Source organism: Rhizobium laguerreae (assembly GCF_019778565.1).
GTDB classification, from domain to species: domain Bacteria; phylum Pseudomonadota; class Alphaproteobacteria; order Rhizobiales; family Rhizobiaceae; genus Rhizobium; species Rhizobium laguerreae.
Map to the genome: position 1 here is coordinate 235,055 of NZ_JAAXQT010000003.1, position 17,859 is coordinate 252,913.

The 17,859-nt window shown below is 61.4% G+C and carries 22 protein-coding genes; 17 read left to right on the forward strand and 5 right to left on the reverse strand.

Annotated elements, in window-relative coordinates; translation table 11 throughout:
- The first annotated feature begins 46 nt into the window (after window positions 1-46).
- Complete coding sequence (locus tag HFO71_RS11705; RefSeq protein WP_221967831.1) at window positions 47-928, forward strand: polysaccharide deacetylase family protein; 882 nt, start codon at window positions 47-49, stop codon at window positions 926-928.
- Window positions 929-949: 21 nt separating this feature from the next.
- Here HFO71_RS11705 and HFO71_RS11710 read toward each other — a convergent pair whose 3' ends face one another.
- Window positions 950-2,242 carry an NAD(P)/FAD-dependent oxidoreductase gene (locus HFO71_RS11710; RefSeq protein ID WP_077976009.1) on the reverse strand — a complete coding sequence of 431 codons (1,293 nt, stop codon included), beginning with the start codon at window positions 2,240-2,242 and terminating at the stop codon, window positions 950-952.
- Window positions 2,243-2,260: 18 nt separating this feature from the next.
- Window positions 2,261-3,427, reverse strand: coding sequence for an AI-2E family transporter (locus HFO71_RS11715; protein WP_077976010.1), 1,167 nt, complete (start codon window positions 3,425-3,427; stop codon window positions 2,261-2,263).
- Between the two features lie 171 nt (window positions 3,428-3,598).
- Between HFO71_RS11715 and HFO71_RS11720 the strand changes: the two genes are divergently transcribed.
- On the forward strand, window positions 3,599-3,982 hold the full coding sequence (locus HFO71_RS11720; protein ID WP_221988119.1) for a hypothetical protein: 384 nt from the start codon (window positions 3,599-3,601) through the stop codon (window positions 3,980-3,982).
- Window positions 3,983-3,992: 10 nt separating this feature from the next.
- Here the strand turns inward: HFO71_RS11720 and HFO71_RS11725 are convergent, their stop codons facing one another.
- Complete coding sequence (locus HFO71_RS11725; protein WP_170268349.1) at window positions 3,993-4,958, reverse strand: VOC family protein; 966 nt, start codon at window positions 4,956-4,958, stop codon at window positions 3,993-3,995.
- Window positions 4,959-5,148: 190 nt separating this feature from the next.
- Here HFO71_RS11725 and HFO71_RS11730 point away from each other — a divergent pair, with 190 nt between their 5' ends.
- The 4 genes from HFO71_RS11730 (at window position 5,149) to HFO71_RS11745 (ending at window position 7,821) form a co-directional block, all read left to right on the forward strand.
- Window positions 5,149-5,568, forward strand: coding sequence for a universal stress protein (locus HFO71_RS11730; protein ID WP_020049175.1), 420 nt, complete (start codon window positions 5,149-5,151; stop codon window positions 5,566-5,568).
- Window positions 5,569-5,681: 113 nt separating this feature from the next.
- Window positions 5,682-6,350: a PAQR family membrane homeostasis protein TrhA gene (gene trhA, locus HFO71_RS11735; RefSeq protein WP_027665105.1), complete on the forward strand. Its 669-nt coding sequence runs from the start codon at window positions 5,682-5,684 to the stop codon at window positions 6,348-6,350.
- 66 nt (window positions 6,351-6,416) lie between these two features.
- Entirely contained in the window at window positions 6,417-6,968 is a 552-nt protein-coding gene (locus HFO71_RS11740) for a GNAT family N-acetyltransferase (RefSeq protein ID WP_077976014.1), read from the forward strand.
- Between the two features lie 151 nt (window positions 6,969-7,119).
- On the forward strand, window positions 7,120-7,821 hold the full coding sequence (locus HFO71_RS11745; protein ID WP_077976015.1) for a pentapeptide repeat-containing protein: 702 nt from the start codon (window positions 7,120-7,122) through the stop codon (window positions 7,819-7,821).
- A gap of 301 nt (window positions 7,822-8,122) precedes the next feature.
- Here the strand turns inward: HFO71_RS11745 and HFO71_RS11750 are convergent, their stop codons facing one another.
- Complete coding sequence (locus HFO71_RS11750) at window positions 8,123-8,344, reverse strand: hypothetical protein (protein ID WP_017959619.1); 222 nt, start codon at window positions 8,342-8,344, stop codon at window positions 8,123-8,125.
- 209 nt (window positions 8,345-8,553) lie between these two features.
- On the opposite strand from HFO71_RS11750, the gene HFO71_RS11755 reads away from it, so the two are divergent.
- Entirely contained in the window at window positions 8,554-9,030 is a 477-nt protein-coding gene (locus HFO71_RS11755) for an Hsp20 family protein (protein ID WP_077976016.1), read from the forward strand.
- A 41-nt stretch (window positions 9,031-9,071) separates the two neighbouring features.
- Window positions 9,072-9,581: an Hsp20/alpha crystallin family protein gene (locus HFO71_RS11760; RefSeq protein ID WP_221940184.1), complete on the forward strand. Its 510-nt coding sequence runs from the start codon at window positions 9,072-9,074 to the stop codon at window positions 9,579-9,581.
- A gap of 131 nt (window positions 9,582-9,712) precedes the next feature.
- On the opposite strand, the gene msrB is transcribed toward HFO71_RS11760, so the two are convergent.
- Window positions 9,713-10,126, reverse strand: a complete 414-nt coding sequence (gene msrB / locus HFO71_RS11765; RefSeq protein ID WP_017959622.1) for a peptide-methionine (R)-S-oxide reductase MsrB — start codon at window positions 10,124-10,126, stop codon at window positions 9,713-9,715.
- 189 nt (window positions 10,127-10,315) lie between these two features.
- On the opposite strand from msrB, the gene HFO71_RS11770 reads away from it, so the two are divergent.
- The 9 genes from HFO71_RS11770 (at window position 10,316) to HFO71_RS11810 (ending at window position 17,585) form a co-directional block, all read left to right on the forward strand.
- On the forward strand, window positions 10,316-10,531 hold the full coding sequence (locus tag HFO71_RS11770; protein ID WP_017959623.1) for a hypothetical protein: 216 nt from the start codon (window positions 10,316-10,318) through the stop codon (window positions 10,529-10,531).
- A gap of 232 nt (window positions 10,532-10,763) precedes the next feature.
- On the forward strand, window positions 10,764-13,121 hold the full coding sequence (locus tag HFO71_RS11775; protein WP_221988121.1) for a putative monovalent cation/H+ antiporter subunit A: 2,358 nt from the start codon (window positions 10,764-10,766) through the stop codon (window positions 13,119-13,121).
- Window positions 13,122-13,125: 4 nt separating this feature from the next.
- Window positions 13,126-13,545: a Na(+)/H(+) antiporter subunit B gene (locus HFO71_RS11780; protein WP_003557795.1), complete on the forward strand. Its 420-nt coding sequence runs from the start codon at window positions 13,126-13,128 to the stop codon at window positions 13,543-13,545.
- Window positions 13,545-13,922, forward strand: a complete 378-nt coding sequence (locus HFO71_RS11785) for a Na+/H+ antiporter subunit C (RefSeq protein WP_077976019.1) — start codon at window positions 13,545-13,547, stop codon at window positions 13,920-13,922. The genes HFO71_RS11780 and HFO71_RS11785 overlap by 1 nt, the downstream gene beginning before the upstream one ends.
- 58 nt (window positions 13,923-13,980) lie before the next feature.
- A complete protein-coding gene (locus HFO71_RS11790; RefSeq protein WP_221988122.1) occupies window positions 13,981-15,564 on the forward strand; it encodes a Na+/H+ antiporter subunit D in 1,584 nt (527 codons plus the stop codon).
- Complete coding sequence (locus HFO71_RS11795; RefSeq protein WP_077976021.1) at window positions 15,561-16,034, forward strand: Na+/H+ antiporter subunit E; 474 nt, start codon at window positions 15,561-15,563, stop codon at window positions 16,032-16,034. The genes HFO71_RS11790 and HFO71_RS11795 overlap by 4 nt, the downstream gene beginning before the upstream one ends.
- Complete coding sequence (locus tag HFO71_RS11800; RefSeq protein WP_131641471.1) at window positions 16,031-16,384, forward strand: cation:proton antiporter; 354 nt, start codon at window positions 16,031-16,033, stop codon at window positions 16,382-16,384. The genes HFO71_RS11795 and HFO71_RS11800 overlap by 4 nt, the downstream gene beginning before the upstream one ends.
- Window positions 16,381-16,713 (forward strand): monovalent cation/H(+) antiporter subunit G, encoded by a 333-nt coding sequence (mnhG, locus tag HFO71_RS11805; protein ID WP_221988123.1) that lies wholly within the window; start codon window positions 16,381-16,383, stop codon window positions 16,711-16,713. The genes HFO71_RS11800 and mnhG overlap by 4 nt, the downstream gene beginning before the upstream one ends.
- Window positions 16,714-17,153: 440 nt before the next feature.
- The gene (locus HFO71_RS11810) at window positions 17,154-17,585 is read left to right on the forward strand and encodes a Ros/MucR family transcriptional regulator (RefSeq protein ID WP_003557810.1); all 432 of its coding nucleotides are present in this window, start codon (window positions 17,154-17,156) and stop codon (window positions 17,583-17,585) included.
- Window positions 17,586-17,859 lie beyond the last annotated feature (274 nt).

Consider the following 17,859-nt stretch of genomic DNA (forward strand, 5'->3'; position numbering starts at 1 on the left):
GAGCCACCGCGAAAATTTGGCAGCTCGAATCATAGAAATCCACTATATGAACCGCATCCTGCTCGCTTCGGCGTTCCTTCTCGTCAGCATCTCGGCTGTATTCGCCGACGAAACTCCGTCAGCGCAGCCTGCTTCGGCCGTGGTCAGTCCGGTCCCGGCTGCAGTCAGTCCGGTCCCGGCTGCAGTCAGTCCGGTCCCGGCTGCAGTCAGTCCGGTCCCGGCTGCAGTCAGTCCGGCCCCGAAGGCGCCGGCGCTAAAACTCGTCGAGCCGCATCTGCATATCACCCGTTCCAATATCGCCGGCCATGCCCGCATTGCGCTGACCTTCGATGCCTGCATGGGCCAGGCGGACGAGCGCATCCTTTCCACGTTGGTGCGGGAACGCATCCCGGCAACGATCTTCGTCACCGCCCGCTGGCTGAAGCGCAATCCCGCAGCGCTTGCCGTGTTCCTGCAAAACCCCGATCTCTTCGAACTCGAAAACCACGGTCAGAACCATATTCCCGCCGTCGACAGGCCGACGCTGATCTATGGGATCGCGTCCGCCGGCTCGCCGCAGGCGGTGCGGCAGGAAGTCGAAGGCGGTGCCGCCGCCATGGTCGCGGCCGGCATCCCGGCGCCGCACTGGTTTCGGGGCTCGACCGCCAAATATGATCTTTCCGCCATCGGCGAGATTCGCGCCATGGGCTATCGCATCGCCGGTTACTCCGTGAATGGCGACGGCGGCTCGCTGCTCGGGGCTGTGATCACCGAAAAGCGTATCGCCTCGGCCAGGGACGGCGACGTCGTCATCTCCCACATCAACCAGCCGACCCATGCGGCCGGCGAGGGGGTGGCCAAGGCACTGGTCGATCTCAAGACGAAGGGTACGCAATTCGTTCGCCTCGAGGATGTCGAGGACACTGGTGACGACAAGACGACGCAGTAACGGCCAGAAGCGCTTTTTCGTTTAACGCAGCGCTATCTCCGGCGGTCGAAAGCGCTCATGCAGCGTTCTGGAACCCGGTCCGTCGCGGTCGAGCGCGAAATCCTCGAACCAGTCGCGATGCATGCCGGCGAGCATGGCGCCGATCATCTGCGCGGCGAGATAGGAAAAGGTGATGCCGTTGCCGCCGTAGCCATAGGCTGCGAACACATGCGGTATCTCCGGCACCGGGCCGATCAGCGGCAGACCGTCGGCCGTCTCGCCGAAAGTGCCGCACCAGGCGTGTTCCACCCGCGTATCCGCCTTCGGCCACAGCCGCTTCATCTTCTCCTGGATTGCCTTGATCTTGGCCGGCAGCTTCCGATCCCGTACCTCGGCATCGATGGTCTCGTCATCCTCGCCGCCGGCGACGATGCGATTGTCCGCCGTCGTTCGCATGTAGAGATAGGGATGGCTGTCCTCCCAGATCAGCGCCCTGTCGCGCCAGAAATTTGCCGGGTCTTGCGGCACGGTGGCGAACGCCCAGCTAGAACTCGAGCGGTGCAGCTTCGGCATCTCGAGACCCGGCATCGAATAGCCGGTCGCCAGCACGACATGCCGCGCCTCGATGACGTGGCCTCCATCGGTCACTGCCGTGACATGATCGCCTTCGCTGTGAAGCGTGGTCACGGAAGCGTTGACCAGCAGCGCGCCGCGCCGCACCGCCATCTCGATCAAGGCCCAGGTCAGAAGCAGCGGATCGGCCTCCGCCGAACCCGGCGAATAGATCGCGCCATCCCGGTCGAGCTCGAACTGTGTGAAGAGATCGGGATGTTCGAGATAGACGCCGGGCAGGCCGGCCCGGCGGCGAAGCTGGCGCTCCTCCCTGAGGTTGCGCGCGCCTTCGCAGTTGGCGGCGAGATAGAGTGTGTTGCGCGGCCGGAAGCCGCAGGCGATGCCGTTTGCGGCGATGAGCTTGGAAAGGCCGGCGACCGCAGCACCACTGCGGCGGTAAATGCCGGCCGCGCGCTCGAAGCCGTAATAATCCTCGAGTTCGCTGAGCGTGCTGTCGATTTCCCATTGCAGCATCGCCGTACTCGCCGCGGTGCTGCCAAAGCCGGGCTCCTCCCGGTCGATGACCGCAACGGAAAAACCGCGCGCCGTCAAATGTTCGGCAACCAGGGCACCGGTGATGCCGCCGCCGACTACCGCGACGTCGGTGGAAAAGCTCTGCTCGATCGGCCGCCATTCCGGCCGTATGCCGCTCTTCCCCCAGAGAGAACGGCCGCTCACCATCTGGTCGTGATCGGATTCGGTAAGATCGAGATCAGATGCCACGGACGTTCCCCCGGTTGATCATTTCGGCAATTGCGGCTGCGGCTTTTCCTCGATCAGCAGTTCGTCGATGACAGTCATGACGATCAGCGAGAGCGGCAGCGCCAGCATGGCGCCGACGGCGCCCCACATCCATGTCCAGAACAGGATGGCGATGAAGACGACGAAGGGATTGATTTCCAGCCGCCGTCCCATCACTGCGGGGAAGATCAGGTTCTCCATGAGGAGATGCACTGTGAAGAAGGCTGCGGCCGGCATTAGGCCGATGAGGATGCCATCATGAGTCAGGATGCCGGCGATGGCGACAGCAAGCGTCATTAGAGTGATGCCGAGATAGGGGATGAAGCTCGACAGGAAGGCAAAGAAGCCCCAGAGCACCGGGGCCGACAGCCCGCCGGCATAGGCGATGACGGTCATGACGACGCCGAGCCCGACATAGATCAGCGAGGCCGTTGCGAAATAAAATCCGAGTACCTGCTCGACGGCATTGATGACGCGGATGGCCGCCAGGCGCTGCGTGCGGGTGCGGAAGGTCATGATGATCGTCTTGCGCAGGTTGACCCGACCAGCGAGGAAAAACAGCAGCGCCGCAAAGAAGATCAGTCCCTGCACCAGCGCCGGCGTCAGGCTACTTGTCACCACGTGCAGCACGTTGCCAGTGTTTTCGAGCAGCGCACCGATCGACATCGACCCGCTTTCGAATGTCGCCGGCGTGATATGCAGCCATGTGATGCGCTCCAGATAAGGCATGATGCGGTTGATGGTTCGCTCGGCGAAGGCGGGGCCTTCATTGGCAAGCGTCATCAGCGGGTCGGCGAGTGAGTTGATCAACAGGAAGATCACCAGCGCCACGCTGCTTGAAAGGATGAAGGCGTTGGCAAGCCGCGGCACGCCCATCTTGCTGAGCTTTTCCGCCGCCATGCCAAGGATCATGCCGACGACGACGGCAAGCGTGATTGGAATGAGGATCAGCGACATCAGATAGACGGCGGCAAGGAAGAGAATGCCGAAGATGCCGATGATCGCCCAGGCCATGCTGACATCGAGCCCGTCTTTTTCCAGCCGGTGCAGCGGCGGCGGCGGCAGTTCTTCCGCAGCCTCCTTCAGCGACTGTGCCCAAGCGCTGGTGTGGCGTTCGCCGATGGCGATCTTCTTTGCTTGTTTGCGGATGCCATTTGCGATGCCCATTGCGGTGAGGTCCCCCCGAAGCCCATTGCTTCGTGACGGAAACGCGCCGATGCGGTTCCGGTTCCCCCGGCACTCCAGCGCCTGTGTCCGTACCGGACATGTGCATATTGGGCCTTAGCGCTGGAACAAGTTTTCGGTCACGGGAGTTCGGCCTCGGAAGGAGTTACAGCTATGACTGCAGATCGAGATCAGATCAATACGACCGAGACCTACGGCACCGAGCCGCCTTATGCGGACAAGGCGGCGCTTGACGCCTCCGACCAACGGCGATGGTGGGTCTGGGGGATACTTGGGGCGGGCTTGACGGTCTTCATCATCGCTGGCGTCAGTGTCGCGATCTGGCCCGACCCCAGCAGCAATGATCCAACGGCGACAGCCTCGACCAAGCCGGACCCGATCAATGCGCAACCATCCGGCCCCGGCACCTTCAACGACGATCCCGTCTCCGCCCCGGCAAGGCCTCCGGAAGCAGTGGACCGTTCACCATCGCCGAGCGGAAATGGTGGTGGGCCGACGCAGGTGACGACACCATCGGGCGCCGAGAAGGTCCGATAGCCTCTTTGGATCAAGCCGACAGCGTTAGGCCAATGCCCCACGGATCTTTCAGGAAGATGCCGCCGTCGCGCTTCTCGCTTTTGATCTCGAGATTATCCAGTTTGGAGACGGCCGCATCCAGCGTGCCCTTGTCGTTGAAACGAATCTTGTAGTCGGACAGCCCGGTCATGTTGCCGGCGCGTGCCATGGCGCCGCGGCTGTTCCAGATATTGGCGCCGAGATGGTGGTGGTAGCCGCCGCTCGCAAAGAAACTCGCGCCCGGATAGCGCGCCATCAGCTTGAGGCCGAGGACGTCGCGGTAGAAGGCGTCGGCCTGCGGGATGTCGCCGACCTGCAGATGCAGGTGGCCGATCGCCGTCCCCGCAGCCATGCCGTCCCAGCGCTCATCAGGCGCGCTGTTGTAGAGCGCCTGCAGGTCGAGGCGTAGCGTCGCCATCTCCACCATGCCGTCCTCATGGAATTTCCATTGTTCGTGCGGCCGGTCGGCATAGATCTCGATGCCGTTGCCTTCGGGATCGGAAAGATAGATCGCCTCGCTGACGAGATGGTCCGAGGCGCCGTCCAGCGCGACGTTATTCTGTGCCGCATGGCGCAGCCAGCGTGCGAGCTCCGTCCGGTCCGGCATCAGGAAGGCGGTGTGGAAAAGGCCGGCGGCATTGCGCGGCGCGATGGTCGCATTCTTTGCGGTCGTCAGCGTCAGCAAAGGCAGGTCGCCGACACCCAGCACTTCGCCGCTCGCCGTCTTCTCGATCACCTTCAGGCCGAGCATCGATTGGTAGAAGCCGGAAACTAGACCGAGGTCGGTCACGACCAGATGCGACTGGTCGATATAGGCGGGCCGTGTCAGCGCATAGCAAGTTTCGGTCGTCATGGCTTGTTCTCCTGCCTCTGAATTGGCCCGTAGGATAGAAGGCGTACCGGCGGTGGCGGCAAACATGCCGCCCGTGGCAAGCCCGAGGAAGTTTCGCCGGTTCATTCGCCTCTGATCTCCCGTCGGCTGCCGTACTTGATCCCTATATGGCGCATTCCAATTGTTCACAGAAGACCTGTTTTTGAGGATGAAGCGTTGAGCAGATGTTGACGATGACTTGCGCCCACTTGATTGCGATCAATGCGCCCATATCTCCATTAGAGGAAAACTTATATCTCAGTCATGGAGGGAAGCCATGTACAGGAAGATCATCGTAGCGATCGCGCTCGGCGGCATCGACAAGGGAGAAAAAATCCTTCGCAAGGCCGCGTCTCTGCTCGACGCAGGCGGCGAGATCATCGCGCTCAATGTCGTCGAGGATGTGCCGAGTTATGTCGCGATCGAACTGCCGGCCAATATGGTCGAGGACGTCATGAAGGACAGCCGCGGGCAGCTGGAAGCGCTGCTCGCCGCAGCCGGTGTTGCAGCAACTGTCGAGATCCGCAACGGCCCGCCTGCCAAAGCGATCATCTCGGCCGCCGAAAGCCACGGCGCCGACCTGATTATCGTCGCCTCGCACGTTCCCGACTTTTCCAACTACTTCATCGGCGCCACCGCTGATCGGGTCGTGCGCCATGCCAAATGCTCGGTGCTGGTTGACCGTCAGAAGGTTTGACTTTGCGCCCTGCTGCCTGTCACGAAGATTTACCGCCTGTGCGCTTTGCCGCAGTTGCGCGCCCGTCCGTTCGATGCGACGATTGCAATCGGGTATGAAATGGATTGGCGTGCATGGGCGAGTTCAACGGCATTCGCTGGGCTTATGATAGATACGAACTGATCGCCGACGGTATCGTTCATGGCGTCGGTCTCGTGCTGGCGCTGATCGGGGCTACCGTGCTCATCTTCTACGCCACAGTCTGGAGCTCCTACGGCGCGCTCGCCGCCGCCTGGATCTATGGCGTCGGGCTGGTGCTGACACTTGCCATTTCCTTTTCCTACAACGCCTGGCCGGTCTCGCGCACGAAGTGGTATCTGCGCCGCTTCGATCATTCGGCGATCTTCCTGCTGATCGCCGCCACCTATACGCCGTTTCTCGAACGCGGCGCCGACGACCCGCTGCTCTTGTTCATGCTGGTCGCGATCTGGCTGTTTGCCGCTGTCGGCATTCTCCTGAAATGCGTCTTTCCCGGGCGTTTCGACCGTCTTGCCATCCTGCTTTATCTCGCTATGGGCTGGAGCGGCGTGCTGGTGGCCGAGCCGGTTGCCTCGCGCATTCCCGCCGCGTCCATGCTGCTGATCGTCATCGGCGGCGTCATCTATTCGCTCGGCGTCATCTTCCATGTCTGGGAGAAGCTGCGCTTCCAGAACGCCATCTGGCACGGCTTCGTCGTCACCGCCGCGGCGGTGCATTATTCGGCCGTCTTCACCTGTTTCAGCCTGTCGGCGCCGGGCCTCTGAACGACTGATGTGCCGGAGGTCGTCGGTCTTTCGCATCCGCCGTTTACATGTGTGCAGGCGCGGCGTATGCCCACCTTCGCAAACAATATGAACCCGAGCATCATGACAGACGCTGTCCTCCTCCGCGACGCCACCGAAGCCGATCTTTCCGCCATCCGCGATATCTACAATCATGCGGTCGAGCACACCACGGCAATCTGGAACGACACCCTGGTCGATCTCGAAAATCGGCAGGAATGGATGAGGGCGCGCAAGGCGCGCGGCTTTCCCATCATCGTCGCCGAACTATCGGGCAAGGTCGCAGGCTATGCCTCCTATGGCGACTGGCGGCCTTTCGACGGCTACCGCCACACGGTCGAGCATTCCGTCTATGTCGACAAGGATTGCCGCGGTGCGGGCATCGGCCGGCGCCTGATGCGGGAACTGATCGCGCGTGCTGCGGCCGGCAATATCCATGTGATGATTGCCGGTATCGAGGCTGAGAACGTTGCCTCGATCAGGCTGCACGAAAAGCTCGGCTTCCGCATCGTCGGCAGATTTTCCGAAGTCGGCACCAAGTTCGGCCGCTGGCTGGACCTCACCTGCATGGAACTTCGCCTGCCCGGCAAGGCGGATTGATCCACCTGCCAGGAAAAGCCGGACCGCAATCCATTGTGAACGGCGCGGGCCATCTTTTTATTGTAGTCTGAGCTGTGTAAGAAAATGGAAGGCTGCTTCGCGAAAGGCGGCCTGAAAGCGTCATGTAAGCGTGATGGGGGTGAACTGTTCAATGGCAATGCACGGATCGTCGCTCGGTCTCCTTGCCCTCGTGCTTCTGGCATTTTCGCCAATTGCCGCACGGGCCGCCGATTGCAGCAGTCTGGCCGAGCCGAAGCTCGACTGGCAGGAATGCACCAAGAAAAACCTGATGTTGCAGGGCAGTGATCTCGAAGGCGCCAATCTCGTCGGCACCGATTTTTCGCTGACCGATCTCGCCGGCGCCAACGTCAAATCCGCCAATCTGGAGAAAGCGACGCTGGTGCGCGCCTCTCTCGAGGGCGCACACGCCGAGGGCGCCAATTTCGCCAAGATCGAGGCCTACCGATCCAGCTTCGCCAATGTCGCCGCCGAGGGCGCGTCCTTTGCTGGCGCCGAGCTGCAGCGCGCCAATTTCGCCGGCGCCCAGCTCTCCGGCGCGAGCTTCGAAAAGGCTGAACTCGGCCGCGCCGATTTCGACAAGGCGGTGCTGACGGGGGTGAAATTCTCTTTCGCCAACCTCTCCCGCGCGGATCTCTCCAAGGCCACCTTCGAAGGCCCGGCGACCTTCGAGCGCGCCTTCATGTTCCTGACCCGCATCGAAGGCCTCGACCTCTCGGGCGCCGCCGGGCTCGAACAGGCGCAGATCGACCTTGCCTGCGGCGATGCCTCGACCAAGCTGCCGGCAGGCCTTTCGGCACCCACCACTTGGCCATGCCCCGCCGATCACGATTGATTGCGGGTTTCGCGCGATGCCGAGCGGTTGGTAAGACCCTATGGGCAACAATGGCTGGCGGGCACGCAACGATCTGCTGGGACTGTCGGATTCGATTTAGTGCAATCGCAACTCGCCATTCGTTCGGTCCGATTAGCCGCTGGTGGCTATAGCGAACGGAATGCAGCGGCCTGTTGATCGGTAATGGCTCGGCTGGCGTCGCCATTCGCCGGTCGGGGTCGATGTGATGGATCGCCACGGCAATGTTCAGGTGTTCACGACAGCATGACGGATCAGTGGGGAGGCGGGTCATCCGCCTTTCCTATTCCGGTTCCTCTTCATCCGAACTCAGCAGATCAACAAGCGCAGCAACCCTGCCTGTTGGCAGAGGCCGGCCTTCACCCATCAAGGCTTCGTCGTTGCTGGCCCACGCAAATGCCTCGGCGAGTTCAGCCTGGGTGGCGCCTGTCGCGATGACCTCGGCCACGAGCGTTTCATCGGCGGGCCCGAGGACGGCGATGACGTCCTTTGAAGTCATTGTCATAACCATTTCTCCTCTCTCAAGCTCAGCTCAGATATGGTGGTGCCTTCGAAGAAAGCAATTTTTCGCTGAGAAATTCTCTCCTCTTGAAACGGTAAACTGCTGAATTATATCAGTATTGTCGATCGCCGAGCAGGGATCGACAGGTCCAGGAGACGCCTGTCGCTCTTGGCGTCTCTTGTATCCATGTTGCTTGTAAGGAGGATATGGCTATGAGGACAAACCTCGATTTCTCCCCCCTGATCCGGTCGAGCGTCGGCTTCGAGCGGATGTTGAACGCACTCGAGGCTGCAAGCCGCGCCGAGACAATCGACAACTGGCCGCCTTACGATATCGTCAAAACCGGCGAGGACGAATACCGCATCGCCATGGCAGTGGCGGGCTTCTCGCAGGACGAACTGGCGATCATCCAAGAGCAGAACATGCTCGTCGTCTCAGGGCAGAAGGCGAACGGCGAAGATGTTCAATACCTGCATCGCGGCATTGCTGGTCGAAGCTTCCAGCGTCGGTTCGAATTGGCCGACCACGTCAAGGTCGTGGATGCCGGCCTCGTCAACGGTCTGCTGACTATCGATCTCAAGCGTGAAATTCCTGAAGAGATGAAGCCGCGCCAGATCGAGATCGGAACTGGGAATGCAATGCCGAAGGCCGAGACCAAGCAGATCAAGGCCGAGACGCAGGCAGCCTGAACCGTCAGGAATGCCCAAGAACCACCAGAAAGGAGTAAGCCATGAGTGTTCGTGATTTGATTCCATGGGGCCGCAGCAACGGCCACCAAGTTCCGAGTCTCCTCCGCGAGGACGACCATGATCCTTTCCTGTCGCTCCATCGCGAGGTCAACAGGCTGTTCGACGATGCTTTCCGCAGCTTCGGCTCTGGCCTGCCGTCACTGCGGGGCGCCAGCGGTTTCGGTGCCGGCTGGCCGAGTGTCGAGATCTCCGACACCGATAAGGATATCAAGGTGACGGCCGAAGTCCCCGGCCTTGAGGAAAAGGACATCGAGGTCATTCTCGATGATGGCGTTCTGACGCTGAAGGGTGAAAAGCGTTCGGAGACGGAAGACAAGGAGAAGCAGTTCTCGGAGCGCTACTATGGCCGCTTCGAGCGACGCATCCCCCTCGGGACCGAGGTCAAGGAAGATCAGGTCGACGCCACCTTCAAGAACGGCGTCCTGACCGTCACCTTGCCCAAGACCGAAAAGGCGCAGTCACAGGTCAGGCGCATCGCCATCAAAAGCTGATCGAAACGAGGGCGGCGGCCGACCACTTGGCCGCCGCCGCTACCATGTCGTCCATGATGGCACGGAAATTTCTGTCGCGCTTAGTCTCCTCATGGCCGCGGGATCGGCAGATGCCGATCGCAGGTTCAGGCCTATTTCCCAGGCTCGAACACCATGGAGTGGCCGTTGATGCAGTAGCGCAGGCCGGTCGGCGGTGGGCCGTCCGGAAAGACGTGGCCGAGATGGGCGTCGCAGCTGCCGCAGCGGATTTCGGTGCGCACCATGCCGTGGGTCGTGTCGCGATGCTCGATCACCGCTTCGGGCGACACCGCTTCGAAATAGCTTGGCCAGCCGCAGCCGGCATCGAATTTCGTGTCGGAGCGGAAAAGTGGCGCGTTGCAGCCGACGCAGCGGTAAAGCCCTGTCTCGAACGAATCCCAGTAGGGGCCGGTGAAGGCGCGTTCGGTGCCGTGCTGGCGCGTGATGCGGTATTGCTCGGGGGTGAGCTGCTCTTTCCATTCGGCGTCGGTCTTGTGGATCTTGGCGGTGGTCGCAGTTTCGGACATGAGGTGCTCCTTTCGCCGAGGGGCGGGTTCCGTTTCGCGAGAAAATGTGGTGCGCCGCATTCACTTCATCAAGTCTCCCGCGGCGCGCTATGAGATTGGCCGCATACCCAATTGGGGGAAGAGGCTTGCTTTTACATCCGTTAGGGGTTTTCTGTTAGGGTTAATGTTGCGTGCATTGGAGAATCACTGGTGTTTGAGGCAGCAATCGTCCTGCTCTACGGCCTTGTGGCCGTGGCAGCCATGGCGGTCACCCTGTTGGAAGGCTGGGCCAACCATGACGGCTTGACGCTTCATCGTCTCGCCGGGCTCCTTGCTTGCCTGCTCTGGCCGTTGACGCTTCTGGTGTTCATCCTGCACGGTTGCATCGCCCGGCTGCTGACGCGCCTTTCCAGATCGACGGCCTGATCGGCTTCGAACATCGCGTGCTTCGCAGGACGGGCCGAAATCGCTTGAGACACTCCCTCGTTTCGCCTAAGTCAGAAGACAGGCCGGTTTTCGCCGGCTTTTCGTCCGTTGCCTTTACAGCGCCGCGCGTCTTGTCAGATGCGCAAAAGATGCTGTAGCACTTTGAATTGCTGCATGATTTCATCGTTGGATTGATCCCGATCCAAGGAAATATCTCGGTAGAGGAGGAGACATGGCCGATGTCACGGCTTTGACATTTCTGGCCCTGTGTCTGCCACTCGCCGGCGCTCTTGTCGCTCCTTTCGTCATCCGCATCTTCGGCGCCAGTGGTGCTTGGCTCCTGGCGATCGCTCCCTTGCTCGCCTTCCTGCATTTCCTGCGGTTCATTCCTCAGATCGCGCGAGGCGAGGTCGTCACCGGCGGCTATTCCTGGGTGCCGAGCTATCATCTCTCCTTCTCCTGGTTCCTCGACGGCCTGTCGCTGGCTTTCGCGCTGCTGATCACCGGCATCGGCACCCTGATCGTGCTTTATGCCGGCGGCTATCTCAAAGGACACAAGCATCAGGGCCGCTTCTTCTCCTTCATCTTCCTGTTCATGGGCGCGATGCTCGGGGTCGTCGTTTCCGATAGTTTCCTGATGCTCTTCGTCTTCTGGGAACTGACATCGATCACGTCCTTCCTGCTGATCGGTTTCGATCACGAGCGTGCGGCGGCTCGCCGCGCCGCCCTGCAGGCGCTTGTTGTGACCGGCGGGGGAGGGCTCTGCCTGTTGGCCGGCCTGCTGCTGCTCTGGAACATCTCTGGGGTCACCGAGATGTCGCGGCTCATCGGCGCCGGCGATATCGTGCGCGAAAGCCCGTTCTATCTGGCTGCCCTCATCCTGGTCCTGGGCGGCGCCTTCACCAAGTCGGCGCAGTTTCCCTTTCATTTCTGGCTGCCGAACGCCATGGAAGCGCCGACGCCGGTTTCGGCCTACCTGCATTCGGCGACGATGGTGAAGGCAGGCGTCTATCTGCTGATGCGGCTCAACCCCGTCATGGGGGCAACGCCTGCCTGGGAAATCCTTCTGCCCTTCTTTGGCGGGCTGACGTTGGTGGTCGGCACCGCGCTCGCCATCCGCCAGACCGACCTGAAGCTCAAGCTCGCCTATACCACCGTCTCCTCGCTCGGCCTGCTTGTCATGCTGATCGGCTTCGGCTCGGACCATGCAGTCGAGGCGGCAGCACTTTATCTGGTGGCGCATTCCCTCTTCAAAGGCGCGCTCTTCATGGTCGCCGGCATCATCGATCATGAGGCCGGCACGCGCGATATCACCAGGCTCAGCGGCCTGATGCGGGCGATGCCGCTGACATGGATCATCGCGCTTGCGGCGGCCTTCTCCATGGCCGGCCTGCCGCCCTTCTTCGGCTTCCTCGCCAAGGAAGAGATCTACACGGCGCTGATCGGCGGCAATGTCCGCGCGGTAACCTTTACGTCTATCGCTGTCTTCGGCAATGCGCTGATGTTCGCAGTCGCTTTCGCGGTGGCGCTGAAACCCTTTCTCGGCCGGCCGGTGGAGACACCGAAACCGCCGCACGAAGCACCGGTTCTGCTCTGGCTCGGTCCGGCCGTTCTTGCTGCCCTCGGCCTGCTCGCTGCGATCTTTTCAACCTTCACGCATACCGTCCTGTCCTCGCCGATCGCGTCGGCCATCCGCCAGACACCTGCCGACATCGACATTTCGCTGACGCCGCATCTCGGTCTGCCCTTGGCGCTCTCCGCCCTGACCGTGCTGCTGGGCATCGGCGTCTACTGGCAGCTCGATCGCGCCCGTTTCCTGATGGCCGTCTTCCTGCGTTCGATCGGCCATGGCCCGGACCATGGCTTTGATGTCGCCATTTCGGGCCTTGTACGCTTCTCTAGCCGCGTCATACGTGTCCTGCAGCCGGGACGGCTCGAAATCTATGTCACCTGCACCTTCCTCTGCGTCGCCGCCATCCTCCTCATTCCCCTAGTCGTCTATGGCGAACTGCCGCGCTTTCCCGCTTGGCCGGCCGATGTGAGACTCTATGAATGGGCGGTTTTCCTGATCGCCGCCTTCGGCCTTGCCGCCGTGCTCGTCGCCCGCGATCGGCTGACGGCGATCGTCTCGCTCGGCATCCAGGGTTTCGCCGTCGCCATCATCTTCCTGCTGTTCGGCGCGCCGGATCTGTCCTTCACCCAGTTCATGGTCGAAACCCTTTCGGTGGTGATCCTTGCCCTGGTCATGACCAGGCTTCGCCTTTCTCCCGCCGATCATCGGCCGCTCCGCGGCCGGCTGTTCGACGGTGCGCTGGCGCTTGTCTGCGGCCTTGGCTTCACGCTTCTGCTGATGCGGGCGACGCAGGAGCCGTTCAACGACGCGCTGACGGCCTTCTTCAACGCCTATTCCAAATCGATCGCCCACGGCGCCAATGTCGTCAACGTCATCATCGTCGATTTCCGCGGCACCGACACGCTCGGCGAAATCGCCGTCGTTGCGGTCACCGGCCTTGCCATCCTGGCGCTGATCCGCATTCGCGCCGGCAGCGAGCGCAAGCTTGCCGCCAATGATCCCACGGCGGAGGGCTGATCGCGTGAACACCCTCATTTTCCGCACCGTCGCCCCGTTTCTCACCGCGCTGATGCTGCTTTTTTCCGTCTTCGTGCTGCTGCGCGGCCATAACGAGCCGGGCGGCGGCTTCATCGGCGGGCTGATCGCCGCCTCGGGACTGGCGATCTACGGCATTGCCCGCGGCGTTGGCGCCGTTCGCCGGGCACTGTTTTTCCATCCGCTGTCGATAGCCGGCTTCGGCCTGCTCCTGTCCACCGCGGCCGGTCTCCTCTCCATCTTGTTTGCCGTTCCCTTCATGACCGGCCTCTGGATCTATCCGACGCTTTTCGGCGCCGAGGTTCCGCTGTCGAGCGTCATGCTCTTCGATATCGGCGTCTATCTTGTCGTGCTCGGCGCCATCACCTCGATCGCGTTGGCATTGGAAGAAAAGGAGGTGGAATGATGGAGCCGCTTCTGGCGATCCTCGTTGGCCTGTTCTTCGCCGCCGCCATCTATCTGATGCTGTCGAAATTCTCCATCCGGATCATGCTCGGCATCGCCATCCTCGGCAACGCCGTCAATCTGCTGCTCTTTACCGGCGGCCGGCTGACGCGCGAGGTGCCGCCGATCATCCCGGTGGGTCTCGACAGCTTGCCCGCAGGCACGGCCAACCCGCTGCCGCAGGCCCTCATCCTGACCGCGATCGTCATCTCCTTCTCCTTCCTCGCCTTCCTGCTGGTGCTGACCTACCGCGCCTATCAGGACCTCGGCACCGACAACACCAGCGACATGCGCGCCGCCGAGCCCGACGACCGGCCGCTGCCGCCATTGGAGTATTGAGGATGTTGGTGCGGATGCTGACCCAAGCCCTCTCTCGCGATAGCGGAGGCGCCATCTGATGGCCGCCCCCACCTCCACCGTCGATCTCTCCGCCGCCCTGATCACCGATCCGGTGCCGATCGGTCATTGGCTTGCCATCCTGCCGGTCGCCCATTGCATCACGCTCGGTGCCGTCCTGCTGATGCTGCGCGCCTATCCCCGCCTGCAGGCCTGGCTGGCCATTCCCGGCCTAGCGGCGCTGGCGCTGATCGATGCGGCACTGCTCGCCAAGGTCGCTGCCGACGGGCCGCTGACCATGGTCATGGGCCGCTGGCTGCCGCCCTTCGGCATCGCCTTCACCGTCGATCTCTTCGGTGCGCTGATGGCCTTCACCGCAGCTCTGGCTGCGCTCGCCGGCGGCATCTATGCGCTGGCCGATATCGGCGAAAGCGGCCGGCGATACGGCTTCTTCCCGCTGCTCATGCTGCTGATGGCCGGCGTCACCGGCGCTTTTCTAACCGGCGATATTTTCAATCTCTATGTCTGGTTCGAGGTGCTGCTGATCTCCTCCTTCGGGCTGATCATCCTTGGTTCCGAACGTGAGCAGATCGACGGCGCGCTGAAATATGCGATGCTCAATCTGATTGCCACGACCCTGTTCCTGGTCGGCGTCGGCATCCTCTATGCCGCCTTCGGCACGCTCAATATGGCCGATATCGCCGCAAAAGCTGGGGATTTACGCGGCACGGCGCCGCTGATGACGCTGGCAAGCCTCTTCCTGCTCGCCTTCGGCATGAAGGCGGCAGCCTTCCCGGTCAACTTCTGGCTGCCCGCCGCCTACCATACGCCGCGCATTGTGGTCTCGGCGCTGTTTGCAGGCCTGCTCACCAAGGTCGGCATCTACGCGCTGATCCGGGTGATGGTCATGCTGTTGCCGATGGAGCGCCAGGAATTGAGCCTGGTGATCGCGCTCGCCGCCGCCGCGACCATTCTCGTCGGCGCTCTCGGCGCGCTCGCCGAAAACGATATCCGCAGGCTGTTCGGCTATGTCGTCATATCGGGCATCGGCAATATGGTGGCGGGCGTCGCCCTCGGCGGTCTTGGCGGCATCAGCGGCGCGGTCTTCTATGCGCTCCATTCCATGGTGCTGATGACGGCGCTTTATCTTGCCGCCGGCGAGATCGCCCGGCGCGGCGGCGGCTTTTCACTGTCGGCCCTCGGCGGGCTCTACAGGCAAAGCGGCGGCTTCACCGCGCTCTCCCTCGCGCTCTTCCTTGCCGCCTGCGGCCTGCCGCCCTTTTCCGGCTTCTGGCCGAAAGTCATTCTCGTCAAGGCCTCGCTCGATCTCGGTGCCTGGTGGCTGGCGGCCTCGATCCTCGTTGGCGGTTTTCTGACGACGATTGCCTTCGGCCGTCTCTTCCTGCTCGCCTATTGGCGCCCGGCGCCGATAGCCCCGACGCCGATAGCATTGTCGTCGACAACCCTGAGGTCTCCCCGTGCCAGGTGGCACACGAGTCTGCCGCTCGCGGCACTGACAGCGCTGGTCGTCGGTTTTGGCATCCTGCCGGAACAGTTGCTGGCGCTGTCGCAATCGGCCGCTGCCGGCCTGGCCGATCCCCAGGCCTATCTTCGTTCGGTCTTCCCGGAAGGGCGCGCGCCGTGATCTTCTTCCTCTTCAACCTGTTGCTTGCCATTGCCTGGATCGCCGTTACCGGCAGCGGCTCGCTGCACAATCTCGTCCTCGGCTTGCTGCTTGGGGCCTTGGCGCTGGTCATCATCCGTGAATCCTTCGGCGGCAAGGGACATATCCCCCGCGTCCTCCCGGTGCTCTCGCTCGCCGCTCTGTTCCTGAAGGAATTGTCGCTGTCGGCCTGGAAGGTCACGGTCACCGTCCTCTCGCCCGATATGAAGCTGAAGCCCGGCATCTTCGCCTTCCCGCTGACGGTGACAAGCGATTTCGAGATCACTTTGCTCGCAAACCTCATCACGCTGACACCCGGCACGCTTTCGGTCGACGTCTCGCCCGATCGCCGCACGCTCTTTGTGCACGCGCTCGATTGTTCCGATCCCGAGACGACCAAGCGTGATATCGCCAACGGTTTCGAACGCAAGATCATGGAGGCCTTCCGGTGATCACACCTGCCGCCATCGTCGCGGTCGCATCCTCGGCCGCACTCGTCATCCTCGGCCTGGCGCTGATTCTGACCGTGTGGCGCGTCGTTGCCGGCCCGACATTGCCGGATCGGATCCTCGCCCTCGACATGCTGACCGGCATCGCCATCGGCTTCATCGCCGTCATCGCGGTCAAGACCGGTTTTTCGCTCTATATCGATATCGCCATTTCGCTCGGCCTCGTCGGTTTCCTGGCGACCGTCGCCTTCGCCCGATTCGTGCTGTCGCGCGGCAACATCAAATCGAAGCCGCCCGCCGCTACGGCAAATAGCAACACGCAGAAGCGCCGGGCAGGGGGAAAGAAGCGATGATCGGTTATATCGTGGCTGCCGTCACCGCCCTGCTTTTGATCGTCGGTGCGCTCTTTGCGCTTGCGGCGGCGATCGGCCTGGTCCGGCTGCCCGATCTCTATACGCGCATGCATTCGGCCTCGAAGGCGGGGACCGTCGGCTCCGGGCTGTTGCTCCTTGCCGCCGGTCTCTATTCAGAGGACCCGGCGATTCTCGCCCGCGCCCTTGCCGGTTTCGTCTTCTTCCTGCTGACGGCGCCGGTGTCTGCCCACCTGCTTGCCAGAGCTGCCCATCGTTCGGGATATGATCTCGGTGCACTCTCGGTCCGTGACGATATCAGGAATCGTTGAGCCTATGCTGTTCGGCGACTTTACCAGATTTATGCAAAACTTATGCACAGGAAGCTGTGAGTAAAGCTTGCCGAAGAGACCCTCAATTCTTCATCTGTCATTTTTTCTCAAGAAAAACGACAAATAATAATTGGCCTTTCGACCAAACGATGGTATTTGAAAATGCAAGTAGAGTTCTGATTGTGGATTGCAATCGTACTGCTTCCAAGTCCCTCAGTTTTGATTTTTAATGTCTAAACTGAGGCCATCGCCTGGGGCATGACGTAGTGGTTTCCAGTCAGGCAGTATAAGAACAGGTTACGCTCTTCGGAATCTAGGGGTGGATTTCGCGTTTTTCGAAACAGAAGGTCGCTTCCTGTGCTTTTGCTGTTCGCTTCTACGAGGCGGGTCTTTGGCGTGTCAGTCAAAGACCGTTTGAGCATGCTAACAGGAGAAAGAATATGACGGATATAGCGACCGGCAATGCGCCGGAGCTGCTTGTGGAACTGACAGCCGACATCGTCGCGGCCTATGTCAGCAACCATGTTGTACCGGTCAGCGACCTGGCCAATCTGATTTCCGACGTGCATTCGGCACTGAGCAACACGTCCGTACCGCAGCCTGCTGCGGCGATCGTCGAAAAACAGAAGCCTGCAGTTTCTGTCCGCAAGTCCGTACAGGACGAGCAGATCACGTGTTTGGAATGCGGCGGCAACTTCAAGTCCCTGAAGCGTCACCTGATGACGCATCACAGCCTCTCGCCGGAAGAATACCGCGAGAAGTGGGATCTGCCGACCGATTACCCGATGGTAGCGCCCGCTTATGCCGAAGCGCGTTCGCGCCTGGCAAAGGAAATGGGCCTCGGGCAGCGCCGCAAGCGCGGCCGCGGCTGAGCTTTTTCGAAAGCATCGACGACAAAAAGCCGGGTCTTGTGCCCGGCTTTTTGTGTGCTTTTTCAAGACGAAGAAATACTCATTCCGATATTTAGAGCCTTTCCGGGTTAGATTGAAGCATTCTGTTGGCTCAAACGGAGTCGGCTGGTCGACCGGCCGGCCCGTTTCGGCCGGACGCCACGACAGCGTAAGCGGTCCCGTCTTATGCTTTGCCGACGGGCTTAGAATGTTTTCCTATACTATGAGTAAGTGTTAATATACTCGATTGCAGAGC